This window comes from Ornithinicoccus sp. (assembly GCF_057176825.1).
This window is the reverse complement of the sequence record NZ_CM169976.1, coordinates 2,990,497-3,013,225: the sequence shown is the minus strand read 5'-3', so window position 1 is coordinate 3,013,225 and position 22,729 is coordinate 2,990,497. Positions and strand designations below refer to the sequence as shown.

Sequence of the window (22,729 nt, the reverse complement as noted above, 5' to 3'; positions counted from 1 at the left end):
AGCCGGCACACGGCGTACGGCTGGCAGGTCCGGTCCGCTTCGGGCGCCCGTCAGGCGTCGTCGGCAGCCTGGGCGGCGACGGCGCGGGCGATGCCGTCGCGGTTCTCGGCGATCGTGCGGCGCAGGCCGGAGGGGGCGTCGGGGTGGGTGTCCAGCCAGGACTGGGTCGCGCTGAGCAGCTCCGGGTCGGCCAGGGCCGCGGGGTAGAAGCCGCGGGCCAGCGACTCGGCGATGGCGTGGGTGCGGGTGTCCCAGACCGAGGCGATCTCGTCGTGGAAGCGCTGCACGTAGGGGCGCAACAACTCCGGGTCGTGGGCCCGGCCGAAGCCCAGGGCGGTCGACCCGAGGACCGAGTTGGGCAGGCCGTCGGAGACGACCGCTTCCTCCCAGGCCTGTGCCTTGGCCGCCGGGGTGGGACGTGCGGCGCGGGCGCGGGCGGCGTTCTCCCGGCCGGTGGCGGTGAAGTCCCGCTCCTGCTCGGCGGCGATCTCCGCCTCGTCGGCGGCACCGGCGGTGGCCAGCGAGGTGAGCAGCGTCCAGCGCATGTCCTGGTCGACGGACAGGCCGTCGAGGCTGCGCCGTCCCTCGAGCAGGTCGCGCACGGCGGCGACGTCCCCGGGTGAGGAGGCGAAGGAGGCCCACGCGGTGACCAGCTGCAACTGGGCGTCGCTCCCACCGGCGGCCCCCTCGGCGGCGGCGCGGAGGGCGGCCGTCAGCTCTGCCACGACGTGGGCCCGGTTCGCGGGGGAGGTGTAGCTCAGCGCGGCGGTGCTGACCTGCTGCAGCGCGACCTTGAGCAGGTTGGAGTCGGTCTCGACCGGGAGCACCCCGGCGATCAGGCGGACATAGGCCGAGGCGGGCAGTTCCCCGTCGCGGGTCATGTCCCACGCGGCGCCCAGCACGAGCGCGCGGGGCAGCGACTCGGTCAGCGCCCGCGGCCGCGACAGGGCGGTGGCCAGCGACTGCTCGTCGAGGCGGACCTTGGCGTAGGCGAGGTCGTCGTCGTTGACCAGCAGCAGGTCCGGCATCCGGGTGCCCACCAGCTGCGGCACCTCGGTGCGGGGACCCTCGATGTCCAGCTCGATCCGGCTGGTCCGGACCAGGCTGTCACCCTGCAGCACGTAGCACCCCAGGGCCAGCCGGTGCGGGCGCAGCACGGCGTGCTCGGCCGGCGCGCTCTGCTCGATCGCCGCCGCCCGGATCTCCCCGTCCTCGACGTCCAGCACGGGCCGCAACGTGTTGACCCCGGCGGTCTCCAGCCACAGTCGCGACCAGGAGTGCAGGTCCCGGCCCGAGGTGGCCTCCAGCTCGGTGAGCAGGTCGGCCAGGGTGGTGTTGCCCCAGGCGTGCCGGGCGAAGTAGGCCCGCAGCCCGTCCCGGAACGGCTCCCTCCCGACGTAGGCCACCAACTGCTTGAGCACCGAGGCGCCCTTGGCATAGGTGATGCCGTCGAAGTTGACCTCGACGGCGGCCAGGTCCACCATGTCGGCCGCGATCGGGTGCGTCGAGGACAGCTGGTCCTGCCGGTAGGCCCACGCCTTCTCCGAGGTCGCGAACGTGGTCCACGCCTCCTGCCACTGGGTCGCCTCCGCCTGGCAGGTGGTCGAGGCCCACTCGGCGAACGACTCGTTCAGCCACAGGTCGTCCCACCACTGCATGGTCACCAGGTCGCCGAACCACATGTGCGCCAACTCGTGCAGGATGGTCAGCGCCCGCCGCTCGATGATCGCCTCGGTGACCTTGCCCCGGAACACGTAGCTCTCCACGATGGTCACGCACCCGGCGTTCTCCATCGCGCCCATGTTGTACTCCGGCGTGAACACCTGGTCGTACTTGGCGAACGGGTAGGGCTGGTCGAACTCCTCCTCGAAGAAGGCGAAGCCCCGCTTGGTGCAGTCTAGGATGTTGTCCGCGTCCAGGTACTGTCGCAGCGACTTGCGGCAGAACACGCCCAGCGGGACCTCCCCGGCCCGCGTCTGCACCGAGTCACGGACCACGTCGTAGGGCCCGGCGACCAGCGCGGTGATGTATGACGAGATGCGGGGTGTGGCCTCGAAGTCCCAGCGGGCGACGGCCCCCTGGTCGACGTTGGCCGCGTCCGGTGCTGCCGTGGGCTCCGGCGTGGGCTGGTTGGAGATCAACTGCCAGTGGGCCGGTGCGGTCACCGTGAACTGGAACGTCGCCTTCAGGTCGGGCTGCTCGAAGACCGCGAACACCCGACGGGAGTCCGGCACCTCGAACTGGGTGTAGAGGTAGACCTCCCCGTCGGCCGGGTCGACGAACCGGTGCAGTCCCTCACCGGTGTTCATGTAGCGGCAGGTGGCGTCCACGGTGAGGGTGTTCTGCTCCTGCAGCCCCGGCAGCCGGAGGCGGGAGTCGGCGAACACCTCGGCCGGGTCTAGCGCTTCCCCGTTGAACTCGATCGACTCCACGGACGGGGCCACCAGGTCGATGAACGTCTCGGCACCCACCCCCTGCTCGGTGGCCGAGAACTGCACCGTCGTCGTGCTGCGGAACGTCTCCGGGCCACAGGTCAGGTCCAGGGACACGGCATACGACTCGACGGAGATGAGCTCCGAACGCTGACGAGCCTCGTCGCGGGTCAGGTTCGTTCCGGGCATGTGGGCGCCTCCTGGCGTACACGATCTGACGGGTGGATGCCACGATGGTGTCATGACGACCGACGTGACGCAGACAGGGACCACCGCGGAGATGTGGTTCGACCCGACCTGTCCCTGGGCCTGGATGACCTCCCGCTGGCTGATGGAGGCCGCGCAGGTGCGCGACCTCGACATCACCTGGTCGGTGATGAGCCTCGCGGTGCTCAACGAGGGACGGGACCTGCCGGAGGACTACGCGGCCCTGATGGTCCGGGCGTGGGCCCCCGTGCGGGTGATCATCGCCGCCGCCGAGCAGCACCCGGGCGAGGACGGCGGGAACACCACCCGCAAGGCCCTCTACGACGCCATCGGCACCCGGATCCACAACGAGGGACGCGGCACCGAGGACCTGCCGACGATCCTGGCCGAGGCCCTTGAGGAGGCCGGTCTGCCGGCCGACCTGGCGCGCTACGCCGACAGCGACGAGGTCGACGAGCAGCTGCGGGCCAGCCACCAGCGGGCGATCGACCTGGTCGGTGATGACGTGGGCACGCCCGTCGTGTCGGTCAACGGGGTCTCCTTCTTCGGCCCGGTGATCACCCCGGCGCCCAAGGGTGAGGCTGCGGGCAAGCTCTGGGACGGCTGCGTCCTGGTCGCCGGCACCCCGGGCTTCTACGAGCTCAAGCGCACCCGCGACGCCAGCCCCGATTTCAGCTGAGGAGCCCGCATGCGCGTTCACATCGGCGGAGACCACGCGGCCTTCGACCTGCAACGGGACCTGGTGGCCTGGCTCTCGGCGCAGGGCCACGAGGTGGTCGACCACGGACCGACCGACTACGACGAGCTGGACGACTACCCGGTCTTCGTCCTGCGGGCCGCGGAGGCCGTCGCGGCCGACCCCGGCTCACGGGGGATCGTGCTGGGCGGCTCCGGCAACGGTGAGCAGATCGCGGCCAACAAGGTCACCGGGGTGCGCGCCGCCCTGGCCCACAACGCCGAGCTGGCCCGGCTGTCCCGGGAGCACAACGACGCCCAGGTGTTGTCCATCGGGGCGCGGATGAACAGCGTGGAGGAGGCGCGGGAGATGGTCACCACCTTCCTGACCACCGAGTTCTCCGGCGCCGACCGGCACCAGCGGCGGATCGCGATGATGGCCGCCTACGAGGCCGACGGGACGTTGCCGCCCCAGCCCTGACCCGCGTGTCCTGACCCCACGCGACCGCACGCACGAGACAGCCCCCGGACCACACGGTCCGGGGGCTGTCGTGGTGTGGTGTCGGCTCAGCCCTGGGTGTCGGGCTTCGTGGTGTCGGCCGGGGGCTTGGCGGCGTCCGTCTGGGGCTTCGCGTCGGCGCCGAAGTCGTCGGACTTGCCGTCCAGGCTGTCCAGGCCCTCCCGGAGCTTGTCCCCGCCCTGGTCGAGCTTGTCGGAGTACTTGCCTCCGGTCTTGTCGTCGATGAAGTCCTTGGCCTTCTCGATCCCCTGGTCGATCTTGTCGGCGTGCTGGTCGACCGCGTCGCTGAGCTTGTCCTTGTGCTGCCCGGCGGCACCGGTGATCTTGTCGATGAACCCCATGGTTTCCTCCGCGTTCGCGGGCGACGTCCGTCGCCGCCCTGACCGCTCAAACCTTGCACACCGAGCGGTAACTTGTCGAGAAGCCGGCGCCCGTGTCGAGCAGCCCCGGCCGGACACGGCGACGGGCCCCGGTCGTGGTGACCGGGGCCCGTCGCGATGTGTGGCTCAGCCCTGCTGGGGTGCCCCGCCCTGGCCGGCGTCGCCGCCCTGGCCGTCGCCCCCGAGGCCGTCGAGGCCCTCACGGAGCTTGTCCCCGCCCTGGTCGATCTGGTCGGAGTACTTCCCGCCCGTCTTGTCGTCGACGAAGTCGGAACCCTGCTCGACACCCTGGTCGATCTTGTCGCTGTGCTGCTCCACGGCGTCGCCGACCTTGTCCTTGTGGTCGTCAGCTGCGCCGGTGATCTTGTCCATGAACCCCATGAAAGGTATCCCTTCGTGTGTTCGCGCCGACGGTGACGTCGGCCTGACATCTCCAACCTTGCACACAACGGGCGAGGTGTCGAACCGTGCCGGTCAGGGCAGGTTTTTGCCCCCGATCAGACCATTTCCCACCGGATCGTCACCGTGGCCGTCACGGTGTGCTCACCGCCCTGGACCGGCATGGCGGCCCCGTCGAGGGCCATCCGGGCCATCCTGGGGGCCGGTCCGCCGGCGTCCGGGACATCGCGCACCTCGCGGACGGTTCCCAGATCCCGTTGTGCGAGTGCGGCATACTGCTGGGCGCGCGCCAGCGCGTCGGCGAAGGCCGACTCCCGGGCGCGTGCCACGAGGGCGCTGGAGTCCGCCACCGTGAGGGAGAGGTTGTCGATACCCAGGGCGTTGCCCGCTGCCTCGGACAGCGCGGTGATCACCTCCCCGGCCAGGTCGGTGCCCGGCAGGGTCAGTCGCAGCTGCTGGGACGCGGTGTAGCCGATCACCTCCCGGCCCTCCCGGTCCATGCGGGTGTGCAGGTTCAGACCCTGGGTGCGAGGTGGGGGGACTGTGCCGGAGCGGTGGGCCGCCGTACGCTCCAGGACCGCCGCGGTCGCCTCGGCGACCGCGGCCAGCGACGCCGCGACCGTGTCGCGCTCGGCCTGGAGGCGCAGGTCCAGCACGACCAGGTCGGGGCTGCCGGTCGCCTGGCCGGTGCCGGTGACCTCGATGGTGTCCGTCATGACGGGATCGTATGCCGTCCCGCGCCGCCGAACTGAGGGGCGATGATCGTGGGCAGCGGGTCAACCAATTTTCGTAGCGGGTTTGTCGCGCGTTCCCATCTTTTCGTAGTGGATCTGCGCCGTAGCCGTACCGCGCCCGCTGTCGACGCCGGGAGTAGCGGGGATGTCACCTGCCGCCGGGCCGCAACCGCCGCACTCACAGCTCGACCACGAGCGGGCCACCCGGTCGCAGGTGCGCCACGGCCCCCGGCACCAGGCGACTGGCTCCCTGGCTGAGCGTCACGCCATCGACGATCCCATGGCGGGTCCCACCCGGCCCCCACACCTTGGGGACAGGGGCTCCGCGGGGGAGCGTTAGCGCCAGGGAAAGACCGTGGGATCCGCAGCAGAACCGCTACGAAAAGACGTGTGGGGACGACAGAACCGCTACGAAAATTGTTGTGTGAATGTCATCCATCGCCGAAGCCCGGCGTGGCATCCTGACAAGGACAGGGTGCCCTCCGGGCACGGGCAGGAGGTCGTCATGACGCACCGTCGGCTCCCACCGGTCGAGGTGGCACCGTTGCACACGCACGGCTGCCTCTCGGGATTCCTGCTGTTGCGCCGCTGGCCGGAGGACCCGGTCGAGTGGGCCCGCTTCCTGGTCCTCGCCGTGCAGATGGCCGCCGTCCCCGGGATGCTGCCGCAGGGCAGCACGGTGTTCCGGGTGGTGGAGGAGGTGCCCGAGGACGGGCCTGCTGAGGCGATCGGGCTGGTGCTGGCCGAGGGTCAACTGCTGGGGGAGCACCCGCTGGCCCCGGGGCAGTTCGCCGAGCACACCCCGCCGGGCCTGGCGGTGCTGCACCCGCCCGGCAGCACCCTGAGCTCCGTGCCGGAGTACGAGACGGCGTCGGGGTGCATCCTGCTGCCGGGTGTCCCGGCCCTCGGTCTGGACCACCGGGCCGCCTGGGCCGAGGCGGATCGCGAGGGCACCGTCACGCGGTTGGCGAGCAGGTCGGGGGTGGACCCCAAGGGCGACGTGGACACGGCAGCCCTGTCGATGCTGCTGGTCGCCTGAGAGGCGTGGAGCGGGTGACGAGAATCGAACTCGCGTAGCCAGTTTGGAAGACTGGGGCTCTACCATTGAGCTACACCCGCGGGGCCGTTGACGCTGGTGGCCACAGCGAGGCATTACTGTACTGCCCGTCCGCAGCACTTGCCCAATCCCCCCGGGGACGGGCCCGCGGGACGGGGTATGGCGCAGCTTGGTAGCGCGTCCGCTTTGGGAGCGGAAGGCCGCCGGTTCGAATCCGGCTACCCCGACCGTTACCATGAACTGATCTGTGGGCGCCTGCCGGACCCATGCCGGTCCGCGGGCCGGTCATGCCGGCCCCCAAGCCGTGCGGCGGGCGCCTGTGACGTCCAGCCGACCCGACCCGATTCTGGAGTGCCTGCAAGTGAAGAGTGCCGTTGAGACCCTGAGCCCCACCCGGGTGAAGCTGACCGTGGAGGTCCCCTCCGCCGAGCTGCAGCCCCGGATGGATGCGGCCTACAAGACGATCGCCCAGCAGGTGAACATCCCCGGGTTCCGCCGGGGCAAGGTGCCCGCCCGCATCATCGACCAGCGGTTCGGCCGCGGCGCCGTCGTGCAGGAGGCGCTCAACGACGCCCTGCCGGAGTACTACACCCAGGCGGTCCAGGAGAACGAGCTGCGCCCGCTCGGCCAGCCCGAGGTCAACATGACCGAGCTGCCCGTCGAGGACGGCAAGGACTTCAAGTTCGAGGCCGAGCTGGACGTCGTGCCGCAGTTCGAGCTGCCGGACTACTCCACCATCTCCGTCGAGGTCGACCCGCTGACGGTCTCCGAGGAGGACGTGACCACCCGGATGGACGCCCTCCGCGCCCGGTTCGGCACCCTCGTCGGGGTGGACCGCGAGGCCCAGCAGGGCGACTTCACCTCCATCGACCTGTCGGCCAAGGTCGGCGACGAAGAGGTCGACTCGGTCACCGGCGTCTCCTACGAGATCGGCTCCGGCACCATGCTGCCCGGCCTGGACGAGGCCCTGGTCGGCCACCGGGCCGGCGACACCGTCGAGTTCGTCGCGGCGCTGGCCGGGGGCGACCACGCCGGTGAGGACGCCGACGTCACCGTCACCCTGCAGTCGCTCAAGGAGCGTCAGCTGCCCGAGCTGGACGACGAGTTCGCCCAGCTCGCCTCCGAGTTCGACACCATGGAGGAGCTGGAGGCTGACGTCCGCAAGCAGGCCGAGCAGGGCGCCCGCTTCGAGCAGGGCCTGGCTGCCCGCGACAAGGTGCTGGAGGCGATGCTGGAGCTCACCGAGATCCCGCTGCCGGAGAACCTCGTCGAGGCCGAGGTGCACAAGCACCTCGAGGACGAGAGCCGCCTTGAGGACGACGAGCACCGCGCCGAGGTCACCGAGAGCACCCAGAAGGCGATGAAGACCCAGTTCCTCCTCGACGCGCTGGTCGCCAAGGAGGAGGTCGAGGTCTCCCAGCAGGAGCTGGTCGAGTACCTGATGACCGCCGCCCAGCAGTACGGCATGAACCCGCAGCAGTTCGCCCAGGCGCTGGAGCAGCAGGGCCAGGTCGAGTCGATGGTCAGCGAGGTGGGCCGCCGCAAGGCGCTGGCCTCCGTCCTGGAGCTGGCCACGGTCACCGACACCGACGGCAACGCGGTCGACCTCGACCTGATCGATGGCGACGAGGACGAGGACGAGATCGAGGGTGCGGAGGTCGACGGCGAGGCCCCCGAGGCCGCCGCCGAGGCTGCCCCCGAGGACTCCGAGGACGTCCCCGCAGACGTCGAGGACGCGCCCGAGGCGGAGTCCGCCGAGGCGACCGAGGAGCCCGCGAAGGGGTGACCGCGGCCCCCGACACACGGCATACCGACCGCCCGTCAGCCCCGTGCTAGCGGGCGGTCTGTGCGCTCACGGCGAACAGGCGCCCCCTGCGGGAGTGGAGCGCGTGGCGCGGACGTTAGGGTCACTGACGAAGGCCGCGGTCCCACGACCGGGCCACCAGCGAGGAGATGGAGCAACAGTGAGCAACAGCGAGCGCAGTGTCGTCGCAGCCGGGGAGCGTCCGCTCGGCGGGCTCGACGACCAGATCTACAACCGCCTCCTGAAGGAACGGATCATCTTCCTGGGATCGGACGTGCGCGACGACAACGCGAACGCGATCTGCGCGCAGCTGCTGCTCCTGGCGGCCGAGGACCCGGAGAAGGACATCTGGCTCTACATCAACTCCCCGGGCGGCTCCGTGAGCGCCGGCATGGCCATCTACGACACCATGCAGTGGGTGCCCAACGACGTCGCGACCGTGGCCATGGGCCTGGCCGCCTCGATGGGGCAGTTCCTGCTGTCGGCCGGCGCCCCCGGCAAGCGCTACGCGACGCCGCACGCCAAGGTAATGATGCACCAGCCTTCCGGCGGGATCGGCGGCACGGCCAGCGACATCAAGATCCAGGCCGAGCAGATGCTGCACACCAAGCGGGAGATGGCCCGGCTGATCGCCGAGCACACCGGCCAGTCGGTCGAGCAGATCGAGCAGGACTCCGACCGGGACCGCTGGTTCACCGCGCAGGAGGCCAAGGAGTACGGCTTCGTGGACCACGTCTACGAGAGCTCCGCAGCCGCCGGGGCCAAGGCCTGAGCGCCGGACACGAGACGAGAGAGAGCACGCTATGACTCAGTTCCCGTATGTGGGCGGCCAGGCCCCCCAGGCGCCCGCGAGCCGCTACATCCTGCCCCAGTTCGAGGAGCGCACCTCCTACGGCACCCGGCGCCAGGACCCCTACACCAAGCTCTTCGAGGACCGGATCATCTTCCTCGGGGTGCAGGTCGACGACGCGTCGGCGGACGACATCATCGCCCAGCTGATCGTGCTGGAGTCCCAGGACCCGGACCGCGACATCGTGATGTACATCAACAGCCCGGGCGGCTCGTTCACCGCCCTGGCCGCGATCTACGACACCATGCAGTTCGTGCGCCCCGACGTGCAGACCTTCGTGGTCGGCCAGGCGGCCTCCGCCGCGGCCGTGCTGCTGGCCGCGGGGGCGCCGGGCAAGCGGTTCGCGCTGCCCAACGCCCGCGTGCTGATCCACCAGCCGGCCCTCGCCGGCGGTGACTACGGCCAGGCCTCCGACATCGAGATCCAGGCCAACGAGGTGCTGCGGATGCGCACCTGGCTGGAGGAGACCTGGGCCAAGCACTCGGGCAAGTCGGTCGAGGAGGTCCGCAAGGACATCGAGCGCGACAAGATCCTGACGGCCGCCGAGGCCAAGGAGTACGGCCTGGTCGACGAGGTGCTCACCTCCCGCAAGGCCTCCCTGGAGGACTGAGCGCAACCCTGTCGCCGAGGGCGCCCCGCACGTGTTGTGCGGGGCGCTTTCGTATGCCGTGGGCCGGCTCAGCGGCCGCCGGCCAGGTGGGCCAGGGTGTCCCGGGCGAGGTCGGCCTCGGACTGTCCCGGCTCGAGGGTGAAGTTGCCGCTGCGGGCCAGCGTGGCGAAGCCGTGCGCGATGCTCCACGCGGCCAGGGCGACGGACCGCTCCGTCGAGGTCTGCTCCGTGGTGGGCTGCTCCGTGGCGGGCTGCTCCCCGTCGGAGGCCGACCCCGCGCCGCCGGTGAACGTGCGGACCGCGGCCGCCAGTGCGGCATACAACTCGTCCTGGGCCGCCCGCAGGTCCGGGTCCTGCGGGTCGACCATGTCGGGGCGGAACATCACCGAGAAGTGGGCCGGGTGCGTGCGGGAGAACTCGGTGTAGGCGACGCCCGAGTCGAGCAGCGAGCCGCGCTCCGTGTGCTCTGCGGCGCGGATGCGGGCGCCCAGCCAGCGGTAGCCCTGGGCCGCGAGGGCGGTGACGACCCCTCGCTTGTCGCCGAAGTGGTGCCGCGGCGCCGTGTGCGTGACGCCGACGTCCCGGGCCAGGCCGCGCAGGCTGAGGGAGGAGATGCCGTGCTGCTCGATGGCGGTGGCCGCGGCGATCAGGATCGCCTCGCGCAGGTCGCCGTGGTGGTAGGCCATGCGCCGCAATTTACCAGTGGCAAGTCCCGCGCCGAAGGAGTATCTTGTCAATGGTTAGTTCATCGCCCAGGGAAGGTTCGACCCATGGCCACCGACGCCGTTCTCAGCTCAGCCGCCACGACCACCGGTGGCCTCGTGCTGCTCACCGTGGTCGCCATCGCCTACGGCGGCACGTTCCTGCTCAAGGTCAGCCGCGGCGGGGTGCCGACCAACGACCTGCAGCGCTCGTTCTTCCGCGCCGGGCACGCGCACGCCGGAGTGCTGGTCATCCTCGGCCTCGTGGTCACCCTGTACACCGACCTGGCCGGGGTGTCCGGGATGGTCGGCAGCCTGTCCGGGTTGGTCCTGCTGGCGGCGATACTGATGCCGGCGGGCTTCTTCCTCTCCGTCATCGGCAAGGATCCCGCCGCGCCCAGCCGGCTCATCGTCCTCATCTGGGCCGGTGCCGGGTGCCTGGTGGTGGGCCTGCTCGCCGCGGGGGTCGGACTCTTGACGGTGTGACGGCATACCGGGTAGGTGCCGTCGCGATCCGGGGAGGCCAGGGTTTGCGCTGTCAGCCGAAACGGCCCGTCCGCACACGCGGACACGGACCAAAAGGCTGTCGTCGGCGTGCGGGGGGAGGTAGCGTCGGGCCAGAGGCGTTGCCCCCGCAACGCTGCCGTCGACCGAAGGGACTGCGCTCGTGGCACGCATGGGAGAGAGCAGCGACCTGCTGAAGTGCTCCTTCTGCGGGAAGAGCCAGAAGCAGGTCAAGAAGCTGATCGCCGGTCCCGGGGTGTACATCTGCGACGAGTGCATCGACCTCTGCACGGAGATTATTGAGGAGGAGTTGGCGGAGTCTTCGGAGTTGGGGTTGGGGGAGTTGCCCAAGCCGCGGGAGATTTTTGGGTTCTTGGGTGAGTATGTGGTGGGGCAGGATCCGGCGAAGCGGGCGTTGGCGGTGGCGGTGTATAACCATTACAAGCGGATCCAGGCCGGGGTCGGGGGTGGGCCGGGTAAGGGGGAGGACGCGGTCGAGATCGCGAAGTCGAATATTTTGTTGATTGGTCCCACGGGGTGTGGGAAGACGTATCTGGCGCAGACGTTGGCGCGGATGTTGAATGTGCCGTTCGCGATCGCGGACGCGACGGCGTTGACGGAGGCGGGGTATGTCGGGGAGGACGTGGAGAACATCTTGTTGAAGTTGATCCAGGCGGCCGATTTCGATGTGAAGAAGGCCGAGACCGGGATCATCTATATCGATGAGATCGACAAGATCAGTCGTAAGAGTGAGAACCCTTCGATCACCCGGGATGTCTCGGGTGAGGGGGTGCAGCAGGCGTTGTTGAAGATTCTGGAGGGGACGACGGCCTCGGTGCCGCCGCAGGGTGGGCGTAAGCATCCGCATCAGGAGTTCATCCAGATCGATACCTCGAACGTGTTGTTTATCGTGGGTGGGGCGTTCGCGGGGTTGGAGAAGATCATCGAGGCGCGGGCGGGGAAGCAGGGGTTGGGGTTTGGTGCGACGTTGCACCAGGCCAAGGATGATGCGCAACGGTTGGGTGAGGTGTTGCCCGAGGACCTGATGAAGTTCGGGTTGATCCCGGAGTTCATCGGCCGGTTGCCGGTGATCACCACGGTCGCACCGTTGGACCAGGACGCGTTGGTCGCGATCCTGACCGAGCCGCGCAACGCGTTGGTCAAGCAGTACCAGCGGATGTTCGCGATCGACAACGTGGAGTTGGAGTTCACCGACGAGGCCGTCGCCGCGATCGCTGACCAGGCATTGTTGCGGGCCACCGGCGCCCGCGGGCTGCGCGCGATCCTGGAAGAAGTCCTGGGCCCGGTCATGTTCGACGTGCCCTCCGAGGACGACATCGCCCGCGTCGTCATCACCCGCGAAGTCGTCCTCGACAACGTCAACCCCACCATCGTCCGCCGCGACACCACCACCGAGCGACCGGCCCGCAAGCGCGCCGCCCGCAAGGAATCCGCCTGACCCACCGCGTTCCCGGGTCTGGCGCCCACTGAGATCGCCAGACCAGACGTCCGGTGCCTCGTGAGAGCGCCAGACCAGGCGTCCGGTGCCCCTCGGGGACCGCCAGACCACACGTCCGGTGGGGGTCTGCGACCGCCAGGTCGTGCGTCCGGTCGGTGTTAGTGGGGGCCTTGGGGGAAACCGTAGCGGCCGGGGTCGCGGCGGTCGGTGAACTCCGCGACGGGGTCGCGCATCTCCTCCTGGCGGGTGACCAACCGGTAGTGCAGCACCAGGCCTGCGCACAGCACGGCGAGGGCGGCGAGGGCCGCGACGACGCCGCCGGGGACCTGGAACGCCTCCTTGGCCGCGGCCAGGGCCCAGACCAACGTGGTGGCCGCGGCGAGCAGGCCGACGCGGACGCCGTAGAGCTGCAGCAGCCCCGGTGGGAGCGGGGCCTGGGCGGGGGTGCCGGCCGCGAGGGCGCAGGAGGTGTGCACCACGAGCAGGCACAGCGCGGCGGGCAAGCTCCACGGGGTCCACAGGCTCTCCACGCCGGAGGCCCAGACCCCCAGCAGGTAGAGCAGCGTGGCCGTCGGGAAGCCGGTGTGCGGGTTGATCGCGCACAGGATGCCCATGACCGGCAGGATCACGATGGCCCAGGTGCTGGTGTCCCCGCTGAGCAGGACGGCCATGGCGAAGACCAGGGTCGCGGCGACGATGCTGGCGCGCAGCAGCGCCTGCTGGCGGCTGGCCGTGACCAGGTCGGTCAAGAGGTCACGCACTGCGCCGCCCCCTCGCACCGAGGGCGCGAAGCACCTGGTCCAGGCTGCCGGGGCCGCGCCACGGCACGACCGGGACCCCGGCCTGCTGGATGCGGCGTAGCTCGCGTTCCCTTTCCAGGAGCCGGATCCGCCAGGCCAGCTCGGCCAGCGCCTCCGCCTCGCCCGGCGGCTCGACGTCGTCGACCAGCGCGTCGATGACCAGCACGTCCACACCGCTGCGGGACAGTGCCGCAGCGTGGGTCAGCGCGTCGGGGGAGACCAGGGCCGAGATCATCACCACCAGCGTGCCCTCACCCATCCGGTTGCGCTGGCCGCGCAGCGCCTCCGGGTCCTGGGGGCCGGGCTGCACCACCGCCAGCATCCCGAGGATCCGCCGGTAGTGCCGCAGGCCGGTGCCGGCCGGCACCCGCACCGGGGTGCGGGAGGAGAGCACCTGGAGGCTGACCCGGTCGCCGTGGTGCAGGAAGTGCTCGGCGATGGCCGCGGCGGAGCGGACCGAGTGGTCCAGGGTGCTCGCGGCGCCGTGGATCCCCCCGGAGCGGCCCAGGTCGTAGTGGGCGTCGACGATGATCGCGCAGTGCACGTCCTGGTCGGCGTAGGTGGAGGTGACGTGCAGTTGCCCGCTGCGCAGCGAGCGGGACCAGTGGATCCGGCGCAACCGGTCACCCCACTGGAACGGTCGGATCGTGGCGAACTCGCTGCCCTCGCCCGGGCGGCGGGAGCGGTGTTGGCCGACCAGGCCCCGGGGGTGCGGGGCCCCGGCGGAGGTGTCGAAGACCTCCGGTGCGGGCAACACCCGCAGGTAGCGGTCCTCGAGGGTGATGGGCCCCCAGCGGAACGCACCCCACGGGCTGAGCCCGCCCAGCAGCGTCGGCCCCACCCTGCGCCGGCCCCACCGCTGGGGCTCCACCCCGGTGACGGTGTGGGCCACGCCCCGGTCCCGGTCCGCGTCGCTCACCAGGTGGATCCGGGCGCCGTGCTCCGGCCGCTGCCGCAGGAAGGGGGACTCCGCGACCGAGGTCGACACCAGGTCCAGGTCCGGCACGGGTGTCAGTTGGACCCCGAGACCGCTGGACTCTCCCTCGCGGACCGCGTCACGCAGCAGGAACACCCGCCGGCCCGGGGTCCGGGAGGGCCGGGTGAGGGCGGACCACACCAGCACCCCGAGCAGGGGCGCCACCAGGATCAGCAGGTCGGAGCGCTGCCCGATGACGGCAGCGCCGAGCCCGAGGCCGGTGACGAACAGCACACGGACGTGGGCGTGGGTGACGGCCCACCGGTCGGCGCGCGGGTGACTGCTCATCGGGGATCGGGCGTGGCCGCCTGGGGCTCCCTGGCGGCGGGGACGGGGGTCTCGGAGAGCACGGTCTGGACGACGTGGTGACCGCTGGTCTCGGTCATCCAGAGCTCCGGCTTGATCGAGATGCGGTGGTCCAGGACCGGGTGGGCGACGGTCTTGACGTCCTCCGGGACCAGGTAGTCGCGGCCCTGGATGACCGCGTAGGCCCGTGCGGTGAGCATCAGGGCCAGGGACCCGCGGGGGGAGGCCCCGACCTGGACCGCGCGGTGGCTGCGGGTGGCGGTCGCCAGGGCGACGCAGTAGCGGCTGATGTCCTCCTCCACGGGCAGGGTCTCGATGGCCCGCTGCATGCCCAGCAGACCGGTGGCGTCGGTGACCGCAGCCAGCTTCTGGTCCTCGCTGCGCCGGTGCAGCCTGCGGGTCAGCACGTCCCACTCCTCCTCCACGGTGGGGTAGCCGAAGGAGACGCGCATCAGGAACCGGTCCAGTTGGGCCTCCGGCAGGGGATAGGTGCCCTCATACTCGACCGGGTTCGCCGTGGCGAGCACGTGGAACGGCTGCGGCAGCGGGAAGGTCTGGCCCTCGACGGTGACCTGGTGCTCCTGCATGGCCTCCAGCAGGGCCGACTGGGTCTTGGGCGGGGTGCGGTTGATCTCGTCGGCCAGCAGCAGCCCGGTGAACAGCGGCCCGTGGCGGAACTCGAAGGTGCTGGTGCGCTGGTCGAACACGAAGGCGCCGGTGAGGTCGGCCGGCAGCAGGTCGGGGGTGAACTGGGCCCGGGTGAAGTCCAGCCCCAGGGTCTGGGCGAAGGACCGCGCCGCCAGGGTCTTGCCCAGGCCGGGCAGGTCCTCCAACAGCACGTGGCCACCCGCGAGGACCGCGGCCAGCACCATGGTCAGCGGCTCACGCTTGCCGACCACGGCCTCCTCGACGCGGTCCAGCACGGCAGCGGCCAGGGCGGAGACCTCACCGATCTCCAGGGTGCGGGCGTCCGGCTCGGTCACAATTCCTCGATTCGGTTGACGATGGCCTCCAGCCGCCGCCGCTCCTGGCGGCGGTGGGAGTCCGGGGGTTGGTCCAGGTAGTCGATCAGGTCGGGGTGGAGCACCGCCCGGGCGGCCTTGGGCTGGTCGTCCAGGTCGAGGCCGTGCTTGGAGCTCAACCGCTCCCGCAGCAGGTCGACCAACAGGGGCCGGATCGCGTCCGGGCGGTCGCTGCGCTCGACGGTGTCCCGCAGGTCCCTCCGTAGCCACAGCAGCCGGTAGTCCAGCGTGGACGGGGGAACGGCCTCCACCTGTCGCGTGGCGTACCAGGAGGCGACGGTCGCGTGCTGGCCGTGGTCGGACACCGCCCAGATCAGCGGGAAGGCCACGGCAGCGACCAGCAGGATGACCAACACATTGAGCACCGGGTGGTGGCCCAGCGACCCGACGTACCAGGCCAGGGCGCCCAACGCGGCGACACCGGTCATGGCCACGGCGACCCGTGCCGGCCAGTGGCGGCCAGCGCGCGCCCCCGAGCCCCGGCCCGGCCGGTACGGCACCACCATCAGCGGGCCCTGTCCGCGCTGCGCAGTTGGTCGTGGACCGAGGCCAGGGCCTCCACGGCACGCTCCCGGTGGGTCTCGGTGATCTCGTGCTGGGAGAAGCGGGCCTCCCGGTAGAGGTCGGCCAGCGCATCCAGGGTTGCCTCGTCCACCGACCACATCGAGAGCACCCGCCGGGTGAACTCCGCCGAGGTCTCGGCCGGGTCGCGCTGCATCCCCCCGCGCTCGGCGGCGTCCTCCAGTTCCACCCAGCAGGCCACCACCGCGTTGCGCGGGTCGCCCTCGGCGAGCACCCGCGTGCGGGCGGCCTCGGACGTGGCCTCCAGGAGCAGGGAGAGATCCTCGCCCGGCTCCAGGACCAGGTCGTCGACGTCCGTCTCCCAGGACCGGTTGAGCAGCCACCGCACGACCAGGAAGAGGACCAGGAGCAGGGACGCGGCGAGCATCACCTGGGCCCAGTTGATCGGGTCGGGACCGGGCTCGCCCGAGAACTCGAAGTCCGGAATGGTCTGCTGCTCCGCGTCGATCGGCCGCGGGTTGGCCGGCGGGCGCGGAGTCGCCTCACCCTGGGGAGGGCGGACCAGGAGTCGTCCGTCACCCGTGCCCCACAGCAGCACCAGCAGGCCGAAACCGACCACGGCACCCGCCGCGATCGCCCGGTCCCTGCCGCCCCGCTGCATGCGGCTCAGCCTATGCGGTGACCAGCTCCACTCCCCGGACCTCAAGGGATTCGGCGGTGGCGAAGGCGAGGTCGCCGGTCACCTTGCCCGCGGCCCGGAGGTCACCGAGCGCAGCCCGCACCCGCTCGACGTCGACCTCCGGCCCGGACACGGTGGCGGCCGACACCTCGGTGCGCATGCTGACCTTGGCCTCGGACTTGGCCTTGCGGATCCCGGCCAGCGCCTGGCCCACGACCGGCAGCAGCCCGGCGTCGCCGTCGGAGGCCGCAGCGAGCTCGCCGACCGTCGGCCAGGCCGCCGTGTGCACGGATCCGTCGTGCCACCAGGACCAGACCTCCTCGGTGGCGAAGGACAGGACCGGGGCCAGCAGCCGGAGCAGCACGTCGAGCGCGACCTGCAACGCCGCGCGGGCCGACTGCACCGCCGCAGCGTCCAGCGTCGGGTCGGTGCCGTAGGCCCGGTCCTTCACCAGCTCCAGATAGTCGTCGCAGAACGTCCAGAAGAAGCCCTCGGTGACGTCCAGTGCCTTGGAATAGTCGAACGCCTCGTATGCCGTGGTGCTGGCGGCGACGACCTCGGCCAGGGCGGTGATCATCGCCCGGTCCAACGGCTCCGTCACCCGGGTCACCAGGGTCTGCAGCTCCTCGGGCACCGGCAGGGTCGCCTCGCCCGCTGCGTCGTCGCGCGAGCCGTCCCGCAGCCCCATCCCGAGCGCGAACTTGCTGGCGTTGAGCACCTTGATCGCCAGGCGGCGGCCCACCTTGATCTGCGCCGGGTCGTCGACCGTGTCCACGCCGGGACGCGCCGCGGCCGCCCAGTAGCGGACCGCGTCGGTGCCGTGCTCCTGCAGCAGGCCCAGCGGGGTGGTGGCGTTGCCCTTGGACTTGGACATCTTCTTGCGGTCCGGGTCCAGGATCCAGCCGTTGAGGTAGGCGTCGGTCCACGGCACGGAGTCGTGCTCGTAGTGGGCCCGGACCACCGTGGCGAACAGCCAGGTGCGGATGATGTCGTGTCCCTGGGGGCGCATGTCGAACGGGAAGACCTTGGCGAACAGGTCCCGGTCGTTGCCGAGCTGCCCGTCCGGGTGGTCGGCGACCGGCCAACCGGCCGCGATCTGGGGGGACAGCGACGACGTGGCCCAGGTGTCCATGATGTCGGTGTCGGCGGTGAAGCCCCCCGGCTGGTCCCGCTGCTCCTCGGTGTAGCCCTCGGGCACGTCGGTGACCGGGTCGACCGGCAGCCGGGACTCGGCCGGGGTGAGGATCGCCTCGTGGTCCACCTCGCCGTCCGGTCCCACGGCATACCAGACCGGGAACTGGACCCCGAAGAACCGCTGGCGGCTGATCAGCCAGTCCCCGTTGAGTCCCTCCACCCAGTTGCGGTAGCGGGACCGCATGAACGCGGGGTGGAAGTCGATCTGGTCACCGCGGCCCACCAGGGCGGCGCGCACGTCGTCCTCCTTGCCGCCGTTGCGGATGTACCACTGGCGGCTGGTGACGATCTCCAGCGGCTTGTCGCCCTTCTCATAGAAGTTCGCCTTGCGCTGCGTCGCCTTCGGCTCGCCCTCCAGGTCGCCGGAGGCGCGCAGCGCCTCCACGACGGCCGCGCGGGCGCTGAACGTCGTCTTGCCGGCCAACTCCTCGGCATACAGCTGCTCGCCGGGACCGCCTGCCAGCCACTCGGGGGTCTCGGCCTGGAGCCGGCCGTTGCGGCCAATGACCGAACGGATCGGCAGCGAGAGCTCGCGCCACCACATCACGTCGGTGAGGTCACCGAAGGTGCAGCACATCGCGATGCCGGCACCCTTGTCCATCTCCGCCAACGGGTGGGCGAGCACCGGGATCTCGACCCCGAACAGGGGCGAGCGGACGGTGCTGCCGAACAGGTCGGCATACCGCTCGTCGTCCGGATGGGCGATGAGCGCGACCACCGAGGGCACCAGCTCGGGACGGGTCGTCTCAATCAGCACGGGCTCGGCGCCGTCACGGTGGAAGGCGACCCGGTGGTAGTGACCGGGGTAGTCCCGGGCCTCCAGCTCGGCCTGGGCGACCGCGGTCTGGAAGGTGATGTCCCACAGCCCCGGGGCCTCCGCCTGGTAGGCCTCGCCGCGGGCCAGGTTGCGCAGGAACGCCTGCTGCGCCACGGCCCTGGACCGGTCGTCGATGGTGCGGTACTGCACGTTCCAGTCCAGGCTCAGCCCGAGCCGGCGGAAGGTGTCCTCGAAGGTCTGCTCGTCCAGGACGGTGAGTTCCTCGCACAGTTCGATGAAGTTGGCCCGGCCGATCGGGACCTGGTTGGCGGCCTTGGAAGACTTGGCGTCGCCACCGCGCTGCGGCGGGGCGAAGTCGGGGTCGTGGGGCAGCGAGGCGTCACCGCGCACGCCGTAGTAGTTCTGCACCCGGCGCTCGGTCGGCAACCCGTTGTCGTCCCACCCGATCGGGTAGAAGACGTGCTTGCCGGTCATCCGGTGGTAGCGGGCCAGGCAGTCGGCCTGCGTGTAGCCGAAGACATGGCCCAGGTGGAGACTGCCGCTGGCCGTGGGCGGCGGGGTGTCCACCGCGAAGATCTGGTCACGCGGAGCCTGCAGGGCGGCCTCCCGGTCGAACGCGTAGGTGTCCTGCTCGCGCCATACCTGTGCCCACTTCTCCTCGAGGCCGTCGACGGTCGGCTTGTCCGGCAAGCGGGCCGGACGCAGGGATGAGGTGGGGGTAGTCGTCATGGGGGCATTCTCCCAGAGTCGGGGACCAGCTCGGACCGCCCCGGTCCCGGGACGGTCTCGGCCCCGTGGTCAGGTCACGATTTGGTCAAGTACGGGGGAAGGGGTTGCCAGGCAGCCCGGAGAGGAGTTGGTTAACGCCCATGGTTTTCCGAGGGATACAGCTGCCCATGACTGAGGCGGTCGACCAGCCGGGCGTCCTGCAACGCATCGACGAGTCGGTCAACAGTCTGTTCGAGCCCATCAACAAATGGGCCAACGAGATCATCTTCTGGTCGCCCGAGTGGTTCCCGATGCCCTGGATCGTCATCTGGATGGTGGTCGGTGCGATCGTCATCACGATCTACATGGGGTTCATCCAGGTCCGGGGTATCCCGACAGCCTTCGACACCATCCGCGGCAGGTTCTCCCGGCCGGACGATCCCGGTGAGATCCCCCATTTCCAGGCGCTCACCTCGGCGGTGTCCGGGACCGTCGGCCTGGGTAACATCGCCGGCGTGGGTGCGGCCGTCACCCTGGGTGGGGCCGGCGCCACGTTCTGGATGATCCTGGCCGGGCTGTTCGGTATGGCCACCAAGTTCGCCGAGTGCACGCTGGGCGTGAAGTACCGGGACGTCTTCGACGACGGGACCGTGGCCGGTGGCCCGTTCAAGTACCTGCCGGTGGCGTTCCGGAGGTTCCCCAAGCCCCTTTCGGTCGGCCTGACCGGTCTGTTCGCGATCGCCATCCTGTTCTTCGGGGTCGGTGGCGGCAACATGTTCCAGGCGAACCAGACCTACGCGCAGGCGGTCAACGTCACCGGTGGTGCGGACAGCTTCCTGGCCAACCCCGGCGCCGGCGTGATCTTCGGCCTCGTCCTCGCCGTCATCATCGGCCTGGTCATCATCGGCGGCATCCAGTCCATTGGGGCGGTCACCAGCCGTCTGGTGCCGTTCATGGGCATCATGTACGTGCTGGCCTGCCTGGTCGTGATCCTCGGCAACGTCACCCACGTCCCGGGAGCGATCGCGGATATCGTCACCGGCGCGTTCAGCCCGGACAGCCTCACCGGTGGCTTCATCGGGGTGCTGATCATCGGGATGCAGCGGGCGTTCTTCTCCAACGAGGCTGGTCTGGGCTCGGCCCCGATCGCACACTCGGCGGTGAAGACCCGTCGTCCGGTGTCCGAGGGCTTCGTCGCCCTGTTCGAGCCGTTCATCGACACGGTCATCGTCTGCACCATGACGGCGCTGACGATCGTGATCGCGGACACCACTTTCTACAACGACACCCGTGAGGCTCTCGCCGCGGACGAGAACCACGACTACGGCGGCGGGGTGACGGTCACGTCCGACGCGATGGAGTCGGTGATCGGCTGGTTCCCCTACATCCTGGCCCTGGCGGTCGCCCTCTTCGCCATCTCGACCCTGATCACTTGGTCCTACTACGGCAACCAGGCCTGGGCGTTCTTCTTCGGCCGCAGCAAGGCCTCCACCCTGATCTACCGGATCGTCTTCCTGAGCCTGACCGTGGCCGGCTGCGTGCTGTCCTTCAGCCAGGTTCTGGAGTTTGCGGATGCCTTCCTGTTCGTCTGCGGGTTCGTCAACATCCTGGGCCTGTACTTCCTGCTCCCGGTCATCAAGAAGGAGATGCAGGACTTCCTCGAGGACCGCAAGAGCGGCAAGCTCGCCCAGTACGGCAGCGGCGAGCTGGCCACGATGGACGAGGTCCGCCCCGGCAGCGCCGGTGGCGAGGGACACGACGCCGCGGAGGCCATGGGTCAGCGCTGATCGCTCACCTCCACGCAGCGACGGCCGGCCCGACATCACGTCGGGCCGGCCGTTGCGGGTGCCGGGCGGCAGTTCGAGATCAGCCGCGCGAGATCAGACGGGCGGGTAGACCCGCCCCGGGTTCATGATCCCGCTGGGGTCGAACAGCGCCTTCACGGCGCGCTGCCGGCCCATCTCGGCCTCGCCGAGCTCACCGGTCAGCCACCGGGCCTTGAGGGCGCCGACACCGTGCTCACCGGTCAGGGTGCCGCCCAGGTCCCACGCGGCCCTGACGATGTCGTCGAAGGCCGCGTCGGCAGCGGCCACGCTCTGCGGGTCCTCGGCATCGAAGAAGACGCAGGGGTGCAGGTTGCCGTCACCGGCGTGGCCCGAGCAGAGCGCCTCCAGCCCGTGCCGGCCGGCGATGGCGTGCACCCGGGTCACCAACTCACCCAGGTGCCTGACGGGCACACAGACGTCCTCGATCAGCCGGTTCCCGCGGGCCTCCATCGCCGTGTGCAGGGCACGGCGCCCCTCCAGCAGCAGGTCGGCCTCCGTCGCATCGTCCGCCACGGCCACGTCCACGGCCCCCGCGGCCCCCAACAGCTCGGCATACCGCTGCACGTCCTCGTGGGCGTGCCCGGGCCGGTCGGACTGCACCAGCAGCACGCCTCCGGCGTCCACCGGGAAGCCGTAGTCGCCGACCGCCTGGATCGAGGCCAGGCTCGGGCCGTCGAGCAGCTCGACCAGGCTGGGGGTGTGCCGGTCGGCCCGCAGCGCGGTGACCCCGGCCATCGTGGCGTCCAGGGTGTCGAAGACGGCGAGCACCGTCAGCGCGGGGTCCGGCGCCGGGACCAGGCGCAGCACCGCCTCGGTGACCACGCCCAGGGTGCCCTCGGAGCCGACGAACAGGCCGGTGAGGTCGTAGCCGGCCACCCCCTTGGCCGTGCGTCGCCCGGTGCGCACCAGCTCGCCGCCGGGCAGCACCACCTCCAGTCCGCGGACGTAGTCGGCCGTCACGCCGTACTTGACGCAGCACAATCCGCCGGCGTTGGTGGCGATGTTGCCGCCGATGGTGCAGGAGGCCGAGCTCGCCGGGTCCGGGGGATAGGCCAATCCGTGCCCGGCGAGCGTCTTCTTCAGCTCGGCGTTGACCACGCCGGGTCCGACCACGGCGATCCGCTCGTCGGCGTCGACCTCGACGGAGTCCAGCGCCTCGACGTTGAGCACGATGCCGTCCTCCAGGGCACAGGAGGAGCCGGTCGTCGAGGTGCGACCGCCCTGGGGGACCACCGGCACGCGGTGCGCGTCGGCATACCGGAGCACCTCGATGACGTCCTCCCGGGACCTGGCGCGGACCACCTCGAAGCGTTCGGGTGCCCCGGCGCCGGGGCTCGAGTCGACGGCGTAGGTGCCCCTCACGTCGGCGTCGGTGACCAGCCGGTCCTGGATGCTTGCGGGCAGGGAGCTCATGGCCCTACTACACACCACGGAGGGGGTACCATGGACGGCAGGCGTCTGAGCCGTCATCAGCGGCGAGCTTCCGGAAGAACGGGCCCCACGGCATACGGGCCTCACTAGAACCGGACGGGCGGGCCCGACACAGCCTGGACCAGAGTGGTCGTCAGCCGGCAACGGCGGGCGGC

At 70.5% G+C, this 22,729-nt stretch carries 21 protein-coding genes and 2 tRNA genes; 10 read left to right on the top strand and 13 right to left on the bottom strand.

Annotated features, from left to right (window positions below; all coding sequences use genetic code 11):
- Positions 1 to 50: 50 nt before the first annotated feature.
- Positions 51 to 2,621, bottom strand: coding sequence for an aminopeptidase N (gene pepN / locus AC1QRC_RS14975; protein WP_484204070.1), 2,571 nt, complete (start codon positions 2,619 to 2,621; stop codon positions 51 to 53).
- A 52-nt stretch (positions 2,622 to 2,673) separates the two neighbouring features.
- Between pepN and AC1QRC_RS14970 the strand changes: the two genes are divergently transcribed.
- Together AC1QRC_RS14970 and AC1QRC_RS14965 are read left to right on the top strand one after the other, a co-directional pair.
- Entirely contained in the window at positions 2,674 to 3,318 is a 645-nt protein-coding gene (locus tag AC1QRC_RS14970) for a mycothiol-dependent nitroreductase Rv2466c family protein (protein ID WP_484204069.1), read from the top strand.
- Between the two features lie 9 nt (positions 3,319 to 3,327).
- A complete protein-coding gene (locus AC1QRC_RS14965; RefSeq protein WP_484204068.1) occupies positions 3,328 to 3,795 on the top strand; it encodes a ribose-5-phosphate isomerase in 468 nt (155 codons plus the stop codon).
- Between the two features lie 86 nt (positions 3,796 to 3,881).
- Here AC1QRC_RS14965 and AC1QRC_RS14960 read toward each other — a convergent pair whose 3' ends face one another.
- The 3 genes from AC1QRC_RS14960 to AC1QRC_RS14950 all read right to left on the bottom strand — a co-directional run bounded on the left by AC1QRC_RS14960 (position 3,882) and on the right by AC1QRC_RS14950 (position 5,329).
- On the bottom strand, positions 3,882 to 4,175 hold the full coding sequence (locus AC1QRC_RS14960) for an antitoxin (protein WP_484204067.1): 294 nt from the start codon (positions 4,173 to 4,175) through the stop codon (positions 3,882 to 3,884).
- A gap of 165 nt (positions 4,176 to 4,340) precedes the next feature.
- A complete protein-coding gene (locus AC1QRC_RS14955; protein ID WP_484204066.1) occupies positions 4,341 to 4,586 on the bottom strand; it encodes an antitoxin in 246 nt (81 codons plus the stop codon).
- A 125-nt stretch (positions 4,587 to 4,711) separates the two neighbouring features.
- On the bottom strand, positions 4,712 to 5,329 hold the full coding sequence (locus AC1QRC_RS14950) for an SIMPL domain-containing protein (RefSeq protein ID WP_484204065.1): 618 nt from the start codon (positions 5,327 to 5,329) through the stop codon (positions 4,712 to 4,714).
- Positions 5,330 to 5,852: 523 nt separating this feature from the next.
- Between AC1QRC_RS14950 and AC1QRC_RS14945 the strand changes: the two genes are divergently transcribed.
- A complete protein-coding gene (locus AC1QRC_RS14945) occupies positions 5,853 to 6,386 on the top strand; it encodes a peptidase (protein WP_484204064.1) in 534 nt (177 codons plus the stop codon).
- A 6-nt stretch (positions 6,387 to 6,392) separates the two neighbouring features.
- On the opposite strand, the gene AC1QRC_RS14940 is transcribed toward AC1QRC_RS14945, so the two are convergent.
- Positions 6,393 to 6,466 (bottom strand) — tRNA-Gly (locus AC1QRC_RS14940).
- 91 nt (positions 6,467 to 6,557) lie between these two features.
- Here AC1QRC_RS14940 and AC1QRC_RS14935 point away from each other — a divergent pair.
- The 4 genes from AC1QRC_RS14935 (at position 6,558) to AC1QRC_RS14920 (ending at position 9,668) form a co-directional block, all read left to right on the top strand.
- Positions 6,558 to 6,631 (top strand) — tRNA-Pro (locus AC1QRC_RS14935).
- A gap of 134 nt (positions 6,632 to 6,765) precedes the next feature.
- Complete coding sequence (gene tig / locus AC1QRC_RS14930; protein ID WP_484204063.1) at positions 6,766 to 8,190, top strand: trigger factor; 1,425 nt, start codon at positions 6,766 to 6,768, stop codon at positions 8,188 to 8,190.
- Positions 8,191 to 8,368: 178 nt separating this feature from the next.
- A complete protein-coding gene (locus tag AC1QRC_RS14925; RefSeq protein ID WP_484204062.1) occupies positions 8,369 to 8,980 on the top strand; it encodes an ATP-dependent Clp protease proteolytic subunit in 612 nt (203 codons plus the stop codon).
- Between the two features lie 31 nt (positions 8,981 to 9,011).
- A complete protein-coding gene (locus AC1QRC_RS14920) occupies positions 9,012 to 9,668 on the top strand; it encodes an ATP-dependent Clp protease proteolytic subunit (RefSeq protein ID WP_484204061.1) in 657 nt (218 codons plus the stop codon).
- Positions 9,669 to 9,736: 68 nt separating this feature from the next.
- Here AC1QRC_RS14920 and AC1QRC_RS14915 read toward each other — a convergent pair whose 3' ends face one another.
- On the bottom strand, positions 9,737 to 10,354 hold the full coding sequence (locus tag AC1QRC_RS14915; protein WP_484204060.1) for a TetR/AcrR family transcriptional regulator: 618 nt from the start codon (positions 10,352 to 10,354) through the stop codon (positions 9,737 to 9,739).
- Between the two features lie 84 nt (positions 10,355 to 10,438).
- On the opposite strand from AC1QRC_RS14915, the gene AC1QRC_RS14910 reads away from it, so the two are divergent.
- The gene (locus AC1QRC_RS14910) at positions 10,439 to 10,855 is read left to right on the top strand and encodes a hypothetical protein (protein ID WP_484204059.1); all 417 of its coding nucleotides are present in this window, start codon (positions 10,439 to 10,441) and stop codon (positions 10,853 to 10,855) included.
- A 181-nt stretch (positions 10,856 to 11,036) separates the two neighbouring features.
- Positions 11,037 to 12,332: an ATP-dependent Clp protease ATP-binding subunit ClpX gene (clpX, locus tag AC1QRC_RS14905; protein WP_484204058.1), complete on the top strand. Its 1,296-nt coding sequence runs from the start codon at positions 11,037 to 11,039 to the stop codon at positions 12,330 to 12,332.
- 158 nt (positions 12,333 to 12,490) lie between these two features.
- Here the strand turns inward: clpX and AC1QRC_RS14900 are convergent, their stop codons facing one another.
- The 6 genes from AC1QRC_RS14900 to valS are packed head-to-tail and all read right to left on the bottom strand — an operon-like array spanning position 12,491 to position 19,338.
- Positions 12,491 to 13,093, bottom strand: a complete 603-nt coding sequence (locus AC1QRC_RS14900; RefSeq protein ID WP_484204057.1) for a hypothetical protein — start codon at positions 13,091 to 13,093, stop codon at positions 12,491 to 12,493.
- A complete protein-coding gene (locus AC1QRC_RS14895) occupies positions 13,086 to 14,396 on the bottom strand; it encodes a DUF58 domain-containing protein (RefSeq protein WP_484204056.1) in 1,311 nt (436 codons plus the stop codon). Before AC1QRC_RS14895 ends, AC1QRC_RS14900 begins: the two co-directional genes overlap by 8 nt.
- On the bottom strand, positions 14,393 to 15,397 hold the full coding sequence (locus AC1QRC_RS14890; RefSeq protein WP_484204055.1) for an AAA family ATPase: 1,005 nt from the start codon (positions 15,395 to 15,397) through the stop codon (positions 14,393 to 14,395). Before AC1QRC_RS14890 ends, AC1QRC_RS14895 begins: the two co-directional genes overlap by 4 nt.
- Positions 15,394 to 15,942 (bottom strand): hypothetical protein, encoded by a 549-nt coding sequence (locus AC1QRC_RS14885; RefSeq protein ID WP_484204054.1) that lies wholly within the window; start codon positions 15,940 to 15,942, stop codon positions 15,394 to 15,396. Before AC1QRC_RS14885 ends, AC1QRC_RS14890 begins: the two co-directional genes overlap by 4 nt.
- Positions 15,942 to 16,619: a DUF4129 domain-containing protein gene (locus AC1QRC_RS14880; RefSeq protein WP_484204053.1), complete on the bottom strand. Its 678-nt coding sequence runs from the start codon at positions 16,617 to 16,619 to the stop codon at positions 15,942 to 15,944. The genes AC1QRC_RS14885 and AC1QRC_RS14880 overlap by 1 nt, the downstream gene beginning before the upstream one ends.
- Positions 16,620 to 16,629: 10 nt before the next feature.
- A complete protein-coding gene (valS, locus tag AC1QRC_RS14875) occupies positions 16,630 to 19,338 on the bottom strand; it encodes a valine--tRNA ligase (protein ID WP_484204052.1) in 2,709 nt (902 codons plus the stop codon).
- A 167-nt stretch (positions 19,339 to 19,505) separates the two neighbouring features.
- On the opposite strand from valS, the gene AC1QRC_RS14870 reads away from it, so the two are divergent.
- Positions 19,506 to 21,104 (top strand): alanine/glycine:cation symporter family protein, encoded by a 1,599-nt coding sequence (locus tag AC1QRC_RS14870; protein ID WP_484204051.1) that lies wholly within the window; start codon positions 19,506 to 19,508, stop codon positions 21,102 to 21,104.
- Between the two features lie 93 nt (positions 21,105 to 21,197).
- Here the strand turns inward: AC1QRC_RS14870 and AC1QRC_RS14865 are convergent, their stop codons facing one another.
- A complete protein-coding gene (locus tag AC1QRC_RS14865) occupies positions 21,198 to 22,556 on the bottom strand; it encodes an FAD-binding oxidoreductase (protein WP_484204050.1) in 1,359 nt (452 codons plus the stop codon).
- Positions 22,557 to 22,729 lie beyond the last annotated feature (173 nt).

Bases quoted from the DNA above. Each gene is read 5' to 3' on its own strand.
- pepN (WP_484204070.1), bottom strand. From the start codon at position 2,621: ATGCCCGGAACGAACCTGACCCGCGACGAGGCTCGTCAGCGTTCGGAG.
- AC1QRC_RS14970 (WP_484204069.1), top strand. From the start codon at position 2,674: ATGACGACCGACGTGACGCAGACAGGGACCACCGCGGAGATGTGGTTC.
- AC1QRC_RS14965 (WP_484204068.1), top strand. From the start codon at position 3,328: ATGCGCGTTCACATCGGCGGAGACCACGCGGCCTTCGACCTGCAACGG.
- AC1QRC_RS14960 (WP_484204067.1), bottom strand. From the start codon at position 4,175: ATGGGGTTCATCGACAAGATCACCGGTGCCGCCGGGCAGCACAAGGAC.
- AC1QRC_RS14955 (WP_484204066.1), bottom strand. From the start codon at position 4,586: ATGGACAAGATCACCGGCGCAGCTGACGACCACAAGGACAAGGTCGGC.
- AC1QRC_RS14950 (WP_484204065.1), bottom strand. From the start codon at position 5,329: ATGACGGACACCATCGAGGTCACCGGCACCGGCCAGGCGACCGGCAGC.
- AC1QRC_RS14945 (WP_484204064.1), top strand. From the start codon at position 5,853: ATGACGCACCGTCGGCTCCCACCGGTCGAGGTGGCACCGTTGCACACG.
- AC1QRC_RS14920 (WP_484204061.1), top strand. From the start codon at position 9,012: ATGACTCAGTTCCCGTATGTGGGCGGCCAGGCCCCCCAGGCGCCCGCG.
- AC1QRC_RS14915 (WP_484204060.1), bottom strand. From the start codon at position 10,354: ATGGCCTACCACCACGGCGACCTGCGCGAGGCGATCCTGATCGCCGCG.
- AC1QRC_RS14910 (WP_484204059.1), top strand. From the start codon at position 10,439: ATGGCCACCGACGCCGTTCTCAGCTCAGCCGCCACGACCACCGGTGGC.
- AC1QRC_RS14895 (WP_484204056.1), bottom strand. From the start codon at position 14,396: ATGAGCAGTCACCCGCGCGCCGACCGGTGGGCCGTCACCCACGCCCAC.
- AC1QRC_RS14885 (WP_484204054.1), bottom strand. From the start codon at position 15,942: ATGGTGGTGCCGTACCGGCCGGGCCGGGGCTCGGGGGCGCGCGCTGGC.
- AC1QRC_RS14880 (WP_484204053.1), bottom strand. From the start codon at position 16,619: ATGCAGCGGGGCGGCAGGGACCGGGCGATCGCGGCGGGTGCCGTGGTC.
- valS (WP_484204052.1), bottom strand. From the start codon at position 19,338: ATGACGACTACCCCCACCTCATCCCTGCGTCCGGCCCGCTTGCCGGAC.
- AC1QRC_RS14870 (WP_484204051.1), top strand. From the start codon at position 19,506: ATGACTGAGGCGGTCGACCAGCCGGGCGTCCTGCAACGCATCGACGAG.
- AC1QRC_RS14865 (WP_484204050.1), bottom strand. From the start codon at position 22,556: ATGAGCTCCCTGCCCGCAAGCATCCAGGACCGGCTGGTCACCGACGCC.